Annotated in this window: 11 protein-coding genes; 8 read left to right on the plus strand and 3 right to left on the minus strand. The window is 71.2% G+C overall.

Annotation, left to right across the window (positions count from 1 at the left end; translation table 11 throughout):
- Positions 1-107: 107 nt before the first annotated feature.
- The gene (locus ACZ4VW_RS27460) at positions 108-896 is read right to left on the minus strand and encodes a peptidylprolyl isomerase (RefSeq protein ID WP_467966913.1); all 789 of its coding nucleotides are present in this window, start codon (positions 894-896) and stop codon (positions 108-110) included.
- 154 nt (positions 897-1,050) lie between these two features.
- Here ACZ4VW_RS27460 and ACZ4VW_RS27465 point away from each other — a divergent pair, with 154 nt between their 5' ends.
- Together ACZ4VW_RS27465 and hisS are read left to right on the plus strand one after the other, a co-directional pair.
- Positions 1,051-1,767, plus strand: a complete 717-nt coding sequence (locus ACZ4VW_RS27465; protein WP_467966915.1) for an MBL fold metallo-hydrolase — start codon at positions 1,051-1,053, stop codon at positions 1,765-1,767.
- 10 nt (positions 1,768-1,777) lie between these two features.
- The gene (hisS, locus tag ACZ4VW_RS27470; RefSeq protein ID WP_467966917.1) at positions 1,778-3,040 is read left to right on the plus strand and encodes a histidine--tRNA ligase; all 1,263 of its coding nucleotides are present in this window, start codon (positions 1,778-1,780) and stop codon (positions 3,038-3,040) included.
- 87 nt (positions 3,041-3,127) lie between these two features.
- Here hisS and ACZ4VW_RS27475 read toward each other — a convergent pair whose 3' ends face one another.
- Complete coding sequence (locus tag ACZ4VW_RS27475; RefSeq protein WP_467966919.1) at positions 3,128-4,000, minus strand: DUF3592 domain-containing protein; 873 nt, start codon at positions 3,998-4,000, stop codon at positions 3,128-3,130.
- A gap of 161 nt (positions 4,001-4,161) precedes the next feature.
- Between ACZ4VW_RS27475 and ACZ4VW_RS27480 the strand changes: the two genes are divergently transcribed.
- From ACZ4VW_RS27480 to rpsD, 3 genes are all read left to right on the plus strand, one after another.
- Positions 4,162-4,788, plus strand: a complete 627-nt coding sequence (locus ACZ4VW_RS27480) for a vitamin K epoxide reductase family protein (RefSeq protein WP_467966921.1) — start codon at positions 4,162-4,164, stop codon at positions 4,786-4,788.
- Between the two features lie 46 nt (positions 4,789-4,834).
- Entirely contained in the window at positions 4,835-6,187 is a 1,353-nt protein-coding gene (locus ACZ4VW_RS27485; protein WP_467967082.1) for a replication-associated recombination protein A, read from the plus strand.
- A gap of 355 nt (positions 6,188-6,542) precedes the next feature.
- Positions 6,543-7,157: a 30S ribosomal protein S4 gene (rpsD, locus tag ACZ4VW_RS27490; RefSeq protein WP_158985446.1), complete on the plus strand. Its 615-nt coding sequence runs from the start codon at positions 6,543-6,545 to the stop codon at positions 7,155-7,157.
- 28 nt (positions 7,158-7,185) lie between these two features.
- On the opposite strand, the gene ACZ4VW_RS27495 is transcribed toward rpsD, so the two are convergent.
- Positions 7,186-9,357, minus strand: coding sequence for an ATP-binding protein (locus ACZ4VW_RS27495; RefSeq protein ID WP_467966922.1), 2,172 nt, complete (start codon positions 9,355-9,357; stop codon positions 7,186-7,188).
- A gap of 170 nt (positions 9,358-9,527) precedes the next feature.
- On the opposite strand from ACZ4VW_RS27495, the gene ACZ4VW_RS27500 reads away from it, so the two are divergent.
- The 3 genes from ACZ4VW_RS27500 to alaS are packed head-to-tail and all read left to right on the plus strand — an operon-like array spanning position 9,528 to position 12,997.
- On the plus strand, positions 9,528-9,959 hold the full coding sequence (locus ACZ4VW_RS27500; protein WP_467966924.1) for a DUF948 domain-containing protein: 432 nt from the start codon (positions 9,528-9,530) through the stop codon (positions 9,957-9,959).
- A gap of 6 nt (positions 9,960-9,965) precedes the next feature.
- Positions 9,966-10,328, plus strand: a complete 363-nt coding sequence (locus ACZ4VW_RS27505; RefSeq protein ID WP_467966926.1) for a DUF6167 family protein — start codon at positions 9,966-9,968, stop codon at positions 10,326-10,328.
- A complete protein-coding gene (gene alaS, locus ACZ4VW_RS27510; protein WP_467966928.1) occupies positions 10,328-12,997 on the plus strand; it encodes an alanine--tRNA ligase in 2,670 nt (889 codons plus the stop codon). Before ACZ4VW_RS27505 ends, alaS begins: the two co-directional genes overlap by 1 nt.
- The last annotated feature ends 6 nt before the right edge of the window (positions 12,998-13,003 follow it).

Raw genomic sequence — 13,003 nt, forward strand, 5'->3', positions numbered from 1 at the left:
CCTCAACAACGCGGATACAGGACCGCGCTGCACAACGCCAATCTAGGCGACCGGCCGCCCGGCTGTCCGCACTCAGCGCGACCGAAGTTCGACGGTCACGCCCCGGGTCACTTCTTGGTGACCGTGGCCTTCTCGATGGTGACGGCCTTCTTGGGCGCGCCGTCCTTGGCACCGCCCTCGACACCGGCCTTCGCGACCTCCTGGACGGCCTTCAGACCGGCCGCGTCGATCTTCCCGAAGGGGGTGAACTGCGGAGGCAGTTTGGTGTCCTTGTAGACGAGGAAGAACTGGCTGCCGCCCGTGTTCGGCTGCATCGTGTTGGCCATCGCGACCGTCCCGGCGGGGAAGGTCACCGAACCGTCCGCGCCGGCCTTGCCCAGCGCGTCCAGGTTCTCGTCCGGGATCGTGTAGCCGGGGCCGCCCGTGCCGTCGCCCTTCGGGTCACCGCACTGCAGGACGAAGATCCCCTCCGTCGTCAGCCGGTGGCACTTCGTCCCGTCGAAGTACTTCTTGTCGGCCAGGTGCTTGAACGAGTTCACGGTGCGCGGGGTCTTGGCCGCGTCCATCGCGATCGAGATGTCGCCCGCGTTCGTCTTCAGCGCCATCGTGTACGTGGCCTTCCCGTCGACGGCCATCGCCGGCTCGGGCGTCGTCGATTCGCTCGTCGAGGGCGACGGGGTGCTGCTCGCCCCGGCGTCGTCCGAGCTCTTCGCGCCGCCGTCGCTCAGCGCGACCGAGGCGTACACCGCGCCGCCCGCGGCCAGCACGACGGCCAGCGAGGCGGCGATGACGGTGTTCCGGCGCCTGGCCTTCTGCCGCGCCTCCTGCCGTCGCTGCTGCTGCCGCGCGTACTTCTCCCTGGCGAGCTGCCGCCGCCGCTGATCGCTGCTGACCACCGGGTCTGCTCCTTAGTCGGTCGTCTGTTCCTGTCCGGGCCGGATGTGCCCGTACCGTATACGGGTTGGCTGTGGAATACGCAGCGCCGGTAGGCTCTGATCTGCCACTTCCGCTCCGTCGCACCTCCGTGCCGGACGACATTTAAGGACGATCGTGCTGATTGCCGGGTTCCCCGCCGGGGCCTGGGGGACCAACTGCTATCTGGTCGCCCCCGCCGCGGGCGAGGAGTGCGTGATCATCGACCCGGGCCACCAGGCCGCCCAGGGAGTCGAGGAGACGCTTCTGAAGCATCGGCTCAAGCCCGTCGCGGTGGTCCTCACCCATGGCCACATCGACCACGTCGCCTCCGTCGTCCCGGTCTGCGGCGCCCATGACGTACCCGCGTGGATCCACCCCTCGGACCGGTACATGATGAGCGACCCGGAGAAGGCGCTCGGGCGCTCCATCGGGATGCCGCTCATGGGCGAGCTGACCGTGGGCGAGCCGGACGACGTGCACGAGCTCACGGACGGCGCGACGCTGGACCTCGCCGGACTGCAGTTCTCCGTCGCCCACGCGCCCGGTCATACCAAGGGGTCGGTGACCTTCCAGATGCCGCAGACCACGGAGATCCCCTCCGTGCTGTTCTCCGGAGATCTGCTCTTCGCCGGCTCCATCGGACGCACCGACCTGCCCGGCGGTGACATGGACGAGATGCTCGAATCGCTGGCCCGTGTGTGCCTGCCCCTCGACAACTCGACCGTGGTGCTGTCGGGACACGGTCCCCAGACGACCATCGGCCAGGAGCGCGCCACCAATCCGTACCTGCGGGACGTGGCGGCAGTCCGCCCGGATCGCGGCAGCGCGAAGGCTCCCCGACGAGGAATGTGACGACATCTACGTGAGCAGCTTCCAGGCCCCCAAGGGCACGTACGACCTGATTCCGCCCCGCTCCGCCACGTTCCTGGCGGTCCGCGAGGCGATCTCCACCCCGCTGAAGAACTCCGGATACGGCTACATCGAGACGCCCGGATTCGAGAACGTCGAGCTGTTCTCGCGCGGTGTCGGCGAGTCCACCGACATCGTGACCAAGGAGATGTACACCCTCACCACGAAGGGCAACGACAAGCTCGCCCTCCGCCCCGAGGGCACGGCCTCCGTCCTGCGGGCGGCGCTGGAGGCCAACCTGCACAAGCAGGGCAACCTGCCGGTCAAGCTCTGGTACTCCGGCTCGTACTACCGCTACGAGCGGGCCCAGGCGGGCCGCTACCGCCACTTCTCCCAGGTGGGCGCCGAGGCCATCGGCGCCGAGGACCCGGCGCTCGACGCCGAGCTGATCATCCTTGCCGACCAGGCGTACCGCTCGCTGGGCCTGCGCAACTTCCGCATCCTGCTGAACTCGCTCGGCGACAAGGAGTGCCGTCCCGTCTACCGCGAGGCCCTGCAGAGCTTCCTGCGCGACCTCGACCTGGACGAGGACACCAGGCGCCGCGCCGAGATCAACCCACTGCGCGTCCTCGACGACAAGCGCGAGTCCGTGCAGAAGCAGCTGGTGGGCGCGCCGCTGCTGCGCGACTACCTGTGCGACGCGTGCAAGGCGTACCACGAGGAGGTGCGCGCCCTGGTCACGGCCGCGGGCGTGGTCTTCGAGGACGACGCCAAGCTCGTGCGCGGCCTGGACTACTACACCCGGACCACCTTCGAGTTCGTCCACGGCGGCCTCGGCTCCCAGTCGGCGGTCGGCGGCGGCGGCCGCTACGACGGTCTCTCGGAGATGATCGGCGGCCCCGCGCTGCCGTCCGTGGGCTGGGCCCTGGGGGTGGACCGTACGGTCCTCGCCCTGGAGGCCGAGGGCATCGCGCTCGACATCCCGGCCGCCACCAGCGTCTTCGCGGTGGCGATCGGCGACGAGGCGCGCCGGGTGCTCTTCGGCAAGGTGACCGAGCTGCGCAAGGCCGGGATCGCGGCGGACTTCTCCTTCGGCGGCAAGGGTCTGAAGGGCGCGATGAAGGACGCCAACCGCTCCGGTGCCCGCTTCGCCGTCGTCGCCGGCGAGCGCGACCTCGCCGAGGGCGTCGCCCAGCTCAAGGACATGGAGTCCGGCGAGCAGCGCCCGGTCGCCCTGGACGAGCTGGTCGGGGAGATCCGGACGCGCCTCGTCTGACGCACGTGCGACGACCTGAGGGGCCCGGACCGCGGAAAACGGTCCGGGCCCCTCGTCGTCCGGGCTCGCCCCTCCCGTCCGCCCGGTTCACCCGCCGAAGCGGACGATCAGCAGAAGGACCGGCGGCAGAGCCGCGGCCGCGATCACGAAAAGGGTCAGGCCGGTCAGCACCAGGGACCAGAAGACGTGCGCGAAGGTCATCGTCCGGCCCGCCCGGCGACCCGGGTCCCGAGGGTCGTAGCGCAGCACGATCCGCCCGGGCGGGCCGTCGAGCTGACGGCCGACGCACGAGAGGACCTCGTGCTCCGTGCCCTCCCGGGTGGTGAAGCGCAGGAGCGGGTAGTACAGGGCGTTGTCACCGGCCCTGCGCCGGTGGTGGACGACCCGGCCCTCGACCCGGACACCGCGCCGCAGCAGGATCCACGGGTCCCGCAGCTGGTGGCCCCAGGCGAACCGGGCCACCAGCCAGGCGAACGGCCCCATCCAGCTCGACACCAGCAGCATCAGCGCGGCGGCGCCGGTCGCGTCGTCGCCGTCGAGCGGCAGCGACACGACCAGGCAGAGCCCGAGCACCGCCTCGACGAACAGCACCCGGAACCACCAGAGGCGGAACGGGTTGCCGAGCCGCGTCCGGGAGGCGACCAGATCCAGCCCGTTCGGCAGCGGGGCCGCGGCGGCGGCCGCCGCGCGCACGGCGCCGGCGAGTTCCCGGGCGAGGACGGGGGAGGCGTACGAGACCCGCTGGGCGGCCTGGGCGTCGGTCCCGCTCACCGACCGCCCGGTCAGCTGGAACACCAGCCGGTTGCCGGTCAGCTCCACGGAGTGGATCGCGCCGACCGGTATACGGAGCACATGGCGGCCTCGGCCGATCTCGACGGCGGCCCCGTCGAAGGTGGTGCTCTCCGCTTCACCGGGAGCACCGGGCACGCACAGGCGGGCGGACGCCGGAGTGGCGGTCATCGTTCTCCAAGCTGCTCTGTCGAACTGTCGGCCGGGGAGCGGCAGATGCTAGCCCACCCCGCTCACCGGCCGGTCGTCCTTATCTCCATCGAACGGTGGCGGGGGGAGTGGTTGCGGCAGAATGACTGTGCCCAGCAGCCAGCGAACGACGGAACGGCGATATGACGAAGGCAGCGGTTGACGAGGTGCCCTCCGACCGGCACGGCAGCGGCGGGACCGGCGCCGGCCGTGGCTTCGCCTGGATGCTGGTGATCACCGGCGCCGCCGGGCTGCTCGCCGCCTGGGTCATCACGATCGACAAGTTCAAGCTGCTCGAGGACCCGAACTTCACCCCGGGCTGCAGCCTCAACCCGATCGTCTCCTGCGGCAACATCATGAAGAGCGAGCAGGCCTCGGTCTTCGGCTTCCCCAACCCCATGCTCGGCCTGGTCACCTACGCGATGGTGATCGCCATCGGCGTCGCTCTCCTGGCGGGCGCCCGCTACCGCCGCTGGTACTGGCTCGGCCTGAACGCCGGCACGCTGTTCGGTGTCGGGTTCTGCACCTGGCTCATGCAGCAGTCGCTGTACGAGATCAACGCGCTCTGCCTGTGGTGCTGCCTGGCCTGGGTCGCCACGATCGTCATGTTCTGGTACGTGACCTCGCACAACGTCCGCAACGGCGCCCTCCCCGCCCCCCGCGGCCTGCGCACCTTCTTCGACGAGTTCACCTGGGTGCTGCCCGTCCTGCACATCGCGATCATCGGCATGCTGATCCTCACGCGCTGGTGGGACTTCTGGACCGGCTGACGGGCGCGGGCCCCGCTGTCAGTGCTCTGACTTAGGCTTCATGACTGTGGAGCCCGACCTCTTTACCGCAGCCGCCGAAGAACGCCAGGAGAAGGATCCGTCCAGCAGCCCCCTGGCCGTACGGATGCGCCCGCGCACCCTCGACGAAGTCCTCGGCCAGCAGCATCTGCTGAAGCCGGGCTCGCCGCTGCGCCGGCTCGTGGGCGAGGGGTCCGGGGGCCCCGCGGGGGCCTCGTCCGTGATCCTGTGGGGACCGCCGGGCATCGGCAAGACCACCCTCGCGTACGTCGTCTCCAAGGCGACCAACAAGCGCTTCGTGGAGCTCTCCGCGATCACGGCGGGCGTCAAGGAGGTCCGCGCCGTCATCGAGGGCGCCCGCCGGGCCACCGGCGGCTTCGGCAAGGAGACCGTCCTCTTCCTCGACGAGATCCACCGCTTCTCCAAGGCCCAGCAGGACTCGCTCCTCCCCGCCGTCGAGAACCGTTGGGTGACGCTGATCGCCGCGACGACGGAGAACCCGTACTTCTCGATCATCTCCCCGCTCCTCTCCCGCTCCCTGCTCCTCACCCTCGAATCGCTCACGGACGACGACCTGCGCGCCCTGCTGAAGCGGGCCCTGACCGAGGACCGGGGCCTCGGCGGGGCGGTCACCCTGCCCGAGGACGCCGAGGCGCACCTGCTGCGGATCGCCGGCGGCGACGCGCGGCGCGCGCTGACCGCCCTGGAGGCGGCGGCGGGCGCGGCCATCGCCAAGGGCGAGCCGGAGATCACCCTGTCGACGGTCGAGGAGACCGTCGACAGGGCGGCGGTGACGTACGACCGGGACGGCGACCAGCACTACGACGTGGCCAGCGCGCTCATCAAATCGATCCGCGGCTCGGACGTGGACGCGGCCCTGCACTACCTGGCCCGGATGATCGAGGCCGGCGAGGACCCCCGCTTCATCGCCCGCCGCCTGATGATCTCGGCCAGCGAGGACATCGGCCTGGCCGACCCCACGGCCCTGCCGACGGCCGTGGCGGCCGCGCAGGCGGTCGCCATGATCGGCTTCCCCGAGGCCGCGCTGACCCTCAGCCACGCCACGATCGCCCTGGCCCTCGCCCCCAAGTCGAACGCGGCGACCACCGCGATCTCCGCGGCCCGGGCGGACGTGCGCAACGGCCTGGCGGGCCCGGTCCCGCCCCACCTGCGCGACGGCCACTACAAGGGCGCGGCCAAGCTCGGCCACGCCCAGGGGTACGTCTACCCGCACGACGTCCCGGGCGGCATCGCGGCCCAGCAGTACGCCCCCGACGCGGTCCACGGCAAGCGGTACTACGAACCGACCCGTTACGGCGCGGAGGCGCGGTACGCCGACGTGGTGGAGAAGGTGCGGGAGCGGCTGCGCGGCGACGGCTGACGGCCGGACCCCGGCTCGGTCACGGGCCCCCGGCGGACCCGGTACACTCGTGCGGAGTGCTGCGTCCCGTGTCCGGCTTCGGCCGGCGCCACCAGAACGGGACAAGCAGCCGGAGCCCCGCCTCGCGCGGGATCTCCAGGAGTGTCGCGCACCTTCGAAGGTGTCGCGGGCAACCCATCACCTTCCCGGATTCCCGGGGGCAGGCGATGGGCCGTTCGCGTGCTGCACGTATGTGCCCAGACCAGGGAGCGGCTGCCCGACAGGTCCTCGACGACCGTTCGGGTTTCCCCGGCTGCGGATGCGACCTCCTCTAACCCTGGTGAAGCCGTATTCGTACAGATAGAGAGGTTGGTTCATGCCGAACCAGTCCCGTCCCAAGGTCAAGAAGTCGCGTGCCCTCGGCATCGCGCTGACCCCCAAGGCCGTCAAGTACTTTGAGGCCCGCCCCTACCCGCCGGGCGAGCACGGCCGTGGCCGCAAGCAGAACTCGGACTACAAGGTCCGTCTGCTCGAGAAGCAGCGTCTGCGCGCCCAGTACGACATCAGCGAGCGCCAGATGGCGCGCGCCTACGACCGTGCCAAGAAGGCCGAGGGCAAGACGGGCGAGGCGCTGGTCGTCGAGCTCGAGCGCCGCCTCGACGCCCTGGTCCTGCGTTCGGGCATCGCCCGCACCATCTACCAGGCCCGCCAGATGGTCGTGCACGGTCACATCCAGGTCAACGGTGGCAAGGTCGACAAGCCGTCGTTCCGCGTCCGTCCCGACGACGTCGTGATGGTCCGCGAGCGCTCCCGCGAGAAGCCCCTGTTCCAGGTGGCCCGTGAGGGTGGCTTCGCCGCCGACGGTGAGACCCCGCGCTACCTGCAGGTCAACCTGAAGGCCCTGGCGTTCCGCCTCGACCGCGACCCGAACCGCAAGGAAATCCCGGTCATCTGCGACGAGCAGCTGGTCGTCGAGTACTACGCCCGCTGATCCGGGAGTAGTACCACCCCCGCGGTGTTCAGCCCGCCGCTTCCCCACCCTTGCCGGTGGGGGAGCCGGCGGGCTTCCGCGTGTCCGGGCCCCTCGTACGGAACGGCCGCGGAGCCCGCGCGCCGACGAGGCGGGTGGCGGGACCGCGACGCCCGCTGAGCGCCCGGTCCACCGTCGCGTCCAGGGAGAGCCGCCGTCCCTCCCGTACGGACTCCCGGTAGCGCTCCGCGCCGAGCGCCTCGCCCGCCTGGCGCTCGCACAGGGTCCGCGCCCCGTTGAAGTGGCCCGAGCCGAAGAGCTGAAGGCCCACCGAGTCCCACACCGGCAGCGCGGCACCCTGCAGCACCGCGGCCTCCGCCGGATCACCCTCGCTCGCCGTCACCAGCGCGAGCAGCTCGACGGCCAGGACCAGACCCACCAGATCGTGGAACGTGTGATTGATGGTGACGCACTCGCCGAGCAGCGCCCGCGCCTCGCCGTGATCGCCCCTGACCCACGCGGCGTACGCCAGCACGTACAGCGCGTACGCCCTGGTCCAGCGCTCGCCGCGCTCCTCGCAGATCTCCCGCACCTCCGCGCACAGCGCGACCGCGCTCTCCAGGTCCCCCTGGAAGACCCGCGCCATGGCCAGCTCGACCTGCCCCATCAGCACGTTGCTGTTCAGCTCGCCGAGCTCCCGGTACGCCTCCAGCGCACGGCCGATCAGCTCCTCCGCACGGGACACGTCGTCCGAGAGCAGCGCCAGGCAGCCCATCCGGTGCGTCGCGTACGCCTCCGCCACCGGATCGCCGACCGAGCGGGCCCGCTCCCCGCACTCGTGCAGCGCCGCGACCGCCGCCGTGCCGTCCCCCTGCAGGATCGCCACGTAGCCGAGCACCCACAGCGCCTTCAGCCGGGCGGCGGCGTGCACCGAGGCGTCCGCGTCGTCCGGGACCGGAGCCAGCGCCCGGTCCAGCCAGTGCCTGCCTTCCGACAGCCGGCCGCACCCCGCCCAGTAGAACCAGAGCGTCCCCGCCAGGTGCTGCGCCAGATGCGCATCGTCCGGCTGCTCCAGACAGAGCTCCAGGGCCGCCCGCAGATTGGGCAGCGCCGCGTCCGCGCAGGCCGCGACCTCGGTCTGGCGGGGGCTGAACCACTCCAGCTCGCACCAGGTGGCCAGACCCATGTACCAGTCGCGGTGCCGCCGGCGCGTCCGCTCCGTGTCGCCCAGAGCCGCCAGCCACTCCGCCCCGTACGCGGAGACGGTGTCCAGCAGCCGGTACCGAGGGCCCGCGGAGGCGTCCTCCCGCACCACCAGCGACTGGGCCAGCAGGCCGCCGAGCGTGTCCAGGATCTCCTCCGGGGGCAGGTCCGGCCCGCCGCAGACGTACTCCACCGCTTCCAGATCGAACGGCCCGGCGAAGACCGAGAGGCGCGCCCACAACAGCCGCTCCCGCGCGGTGCACAGCTCATGGCTCCAGCCGATCGCCGTCCGGAGCGTCTGATGGCGGGGCAGCGCGCCGCGTGCCCCGTCGCTGAGCAGCCGGAACCGGTCGTCGAGCCGGTGCAGCACCTGCTCCGCCGTGAGCAACGGCATCCGGGCGGCCGCCAGCTCCAGGGCCAGCGGGATCCCGTCGAGCCGCCGGCACAGCTCGCGCACGACCGCGGCGTCCCGGTCGTGCGGCGCGCCCGGTGCCCCGGCGGCCTCGGCCCGCTCCACGAAGAGGCGCACCGCGTCCGCCTCGCCCATCGGCGTGAGCGGGAACACCGCCTCCCCGTCCACCCGCAGCGGCCGCCGGCCCACCGCGAGCACGGTGAGGCCGGGGGAGCGCCGCAGCAACTCCCGCACCAGCGGGGCGCACTCCGCCACGAGATGCTCGAAGCCGTCGAGGACCAGCAGCAGCCGGCGCTCCGCCAGGTGCTCGGCCAGGGTCTCGCGCGGCGTACGCAGAGTGTGGTCGGTCAGGCCCAGGGCCTCGGCCACGGCGAGGGCCACCAGGTCCGGGTCGCGCAGCCCCGAGAGCTCGGCGAACCACACGCCGTCGACGTAGCGTTTCTGCGCGGCCGATGCGACGCGCAGGCCCAGCCGGGTCTTGCCGACCCCGCCCACCCCGACGACCGTGACCAGCCGGAACTCCCGCAGCAGCCTGGCCAGTTCGTCCTGCTCGGCGGTCCGCCCGACGAACCGGTCGAGTTCCGCCGGGAGATTGCTCCTTCGCATGGGACACGGAGCGTACCCATCCGCACGCACTCCGTACAATCGGACCGGTCGGCCCCCTTCCCCGCGCGCGGCGATACGGCCCTTATCCGGTACGGGGAAAGACCCCGGGCGCGATAGGGTCGGAGGACGACTTTTGGCAAGGGCCCAACGACAGCAGAGAGCGGTGCGGAGTGACCGGTGGAGAGGTTGCCGGGATTCTGGTGGCCGTGTTCTGGGCGATCCTCGTCTCCTTCCTCGCCGTGGTGCTGGTGAGGCTGGCGCAGACGCTCAAGGCGACCACCAAGCTGGTGGAGGACGTGACCGAGCAGGCTGTCCCGCTGCTCAGCGATGCCTCCGCCACCGTGCGGTCGGCACAGACCCAGCTCGACCGGGTGGACGCGATCGCCTCGGACGTCCAGGAGGTCACCTCCAACGCCTCGGCGCTCTCCACCACCGTCGCCTCCACCTTCGGGGGCCCGCTCGTCAAGGTCGCGGCCTTCGGCTACGGGGTGCGCAAGGCCCTCGGCCGCGGCCGTGACGAGGCGCCGCCGGCGCCCTCGCGACGTACCGTCGTCGTCGGTCGCACCCTGCCGACCGCGAGACGCCGGAAGCAGAAGGGCTGAGGCGCGATGTTCCGCCGTACGTTCTGGTTCACCGCCGGCGCCGCCGCCGGCGTGTGGGCCACCACCAAGGTCAACCGGAAGCTCAAGCAGCTGACCCCGGAGAGCCTCGCCGCACAGGCGGCGAACAAGGCGATCGAGACCGGCCACCGGCTCAAGGACTTCGCCCTTGACGTCAGGGCGGGCATGGTCCAGCGCGAGGCCGAGCTGGGCGAGGCGCTCGGCCTGGAAGCTCCGGTGGACGCGCCCGCGGACCGCGAGCTGCCCGGCCCGCGCCGCAGGGCCGTGCTCGACGCCACCCCGAAGACCACCACCACGTATTCGCCCACCGAAATGCCTACGCGTTCGTACAACCGGAATGAGGACCACTGATGGAGTCGGCTGAAATCCGCCGCCGCTGGCTGAGCTTCTTCGAGGAGCGCGGGCACACCGTCGTGCCTTCGGCGTCGCTCATCGCGGACGACCCGACTCTGCTTCTGGTCCCCGCGGGCATGGTTCCCTTCAAGCCGTACTTCCTCGGCGAGGTGAAGCCGCCGTTCGCGCGCGCCTCCAGTGTCCAGAAGTGCGTGCGCACGCCGGACATCGAAGAGGTCGGCAAGACCACCCGCCACGGCACGTTCTTCCAGATGTGCGGCAACTTCTCCTTCGGCGACTACTTCAAGGAAGGCGCCATCAAGCTCGCCTGGGAGCTGCTGACCACCTCGGTGGAGCACGGCGGCTACGGGCTCGAGCCGGAGAAGCTCTGGATCACCGTCTACGAGGAGGACGACGAGGCCGAGCAGATCTGGCGCGACGTCGTCGGCGTCCCGGCGGAGCGCATCCAGCGCCTCGGCAAGAAGGACAACTACTGGTCCATGGGCGTCCCCGGCCCCTGCGGCCCGTGCTCCGAGATCAACTACGACCGCGGCCCCGAGTTCGGCGTCGAGGGCGGCCCGGCCGTCAACGACGAGCGGTACGTGGAGATCTGGAACCTGGTCTTCATGCAGTACGAGCGCGGCGAGGGCATCTCGAAGGAGGACTTCGAGATCCTCGGCGACCTCCCGTCGAAGAACATCGACACCGGTCTCGGCCTCGAGCGCCTGGCGATGATCCTCCAGGGCGTACAGAACATGTACGAGACCGACACCCTCAAGGTCGTCATCGACAAGGCCACCGAGCTCACCGGCGTCGAGTACGGCAAGGCCCACGACACCGACGTCTCGCTGCGTGTGGTGGCCGACCACATGCGTACGTCCGTGATGCTCATCGGCGACGGGGTCACCCCCGGCAACGAGGGCCGCGGCTATGTGCTGCGCCGCATCATGCGCCGCGCCATCCGCAACATGCGCCTGCTCGGCGCCACCGACGTCGTCGTCGGGCAGCTCGTGGACACCGTGATCGACACGATGGGCGAGCAGTACCCGGAGCTCGTCACCGACCGCAAGCGGATCGAGACGGTCGCCCTGGCCGAGGAGGCCCGCTTCCTCAAGACGCTCAACGCCGGCAGCAACGTGCTCGACGGCGCCGTCACCGAGACCAAGGCCGCCGGCTCCACGGTCCTCCCGGGCGACAAGGCGTTCCTGCTCCACGACACCTGGGGCTTCCCGATCGACCTCACCCTGGAGATCGCCGCCGAGCAGGGCCTCTCCGTGGACGAGGCCGGCTTCCGCCGCCTGATGCAGGAGCAGCGGGACAAGGCCAAGGCCGACGCCAGGGCCAAGAAGACCGGCCACGCCGATGTCGCCGCCTACCGCGAGATCGCGGACGGCAACGGCGCCACCGAGTTCACCGGCTACACCAACACCGAGGGCGAGACCACGGTCGTCGGCCTGCTGGTCAACGGCGTTCCCTCGCCCGCCGCCTCCGAGGGCGACGAGGTCGAGGTCGTCCTCGACCGGACCCCGTTCTACGCCGAGGGCGGCGGCCAGCTCGCCGACCAGGGCCGGATCAAGCTGCACAGCGGCGCCGTCATCGACGTCCGCGACGTCCAGCAGCCGGTCCCCGGCGTCTCCGTGCACAAGGGCTCGGTCCAGGTCGGCGAGGTGACGGTCGGCTCCACCGCCTACGCTGCCATCGACGTGCGCCGCCGCCGGTCCATCGCCCGCGCCCACAGCGCCACCCACCTCACGCACCAGGCGCTGCGCGACGCGCTCGGTCCGACCGCCGCCCAGGCCGGTTCGGAGAACTCGCCCGGCCGCTTCCGCTTCGACTTCGGCTCGCCCAACGCGGTGCCCGGCACGGTCCTCATGGACGTCGAGCAGAAGATCAACGAGGTCCTGGCCCGCGAGCTCGACGTGCACGCCGAGGTCATGCCGATCGACGAGGCCAAGCGCCAGGGCGCCATCGCCGAGTTCGGCGAGAAGTACGGCGAGAAGGTCCGCGTCGTCACCATCGGCGACTTCTCCAAGGAGCTGTGCGGCGGTACGCACGTCCACAACACCGCCCAGCTGGGCCTGGTGAAGCTGCTCGGCGAGTCGTCGATCGGCAGTGGCGTGCGCCGGGTCGAGGCCCTCGTCGGCGTCGACGCGTACAACTTCCTCGCCCGTGAGCACACGGTCGTGGCCCAGCTCCAGGAGCTGGTGAAGGGCCGCCCCGAGGAGCTCCCGGAGAAGATCTCCTCCATGCTCGGCAAGCTGAAGGACGCCGAGAAGGAGATCGAGAAGTTCCGCGCGGAGAAGGTGCTCCAGGCCGCCGCCGGTCTCGTCGAGGGCGCCAAGGACATCCGCGGCGTCGCGCTCGTCACCGGCCAGGTCCCGGACGGCACCTCCGCCGACGACCTGCGCAAGCTGGTCCTCGACGTCCGCGGCCGCATCCCGGGCGACCGCCCGGCCGTCGTGGCCCTGTTCACCACGGCGGGCGGCCGCCCGCTGACGGTCATCGCCACCAACGAGGCCGCCCGCGAGCGCGGTCTCAAGGCCGGCGAGCTGGTCCGTACGGCCGCCAAGACCCTCGGTGGCGGCGGTGGCGGCAAGCCCGACGTCGCCCAGGGCGGCGGCCAGAACCCCGAGGCCATCGGCGAGGCCGTCGCCGCCGTCGAGCGCCTCGTGGTGGAAACCGCGTGACGGAGC

Source organism: Streptomyces sp. NPDC029139, assembly GCF_055564335.1.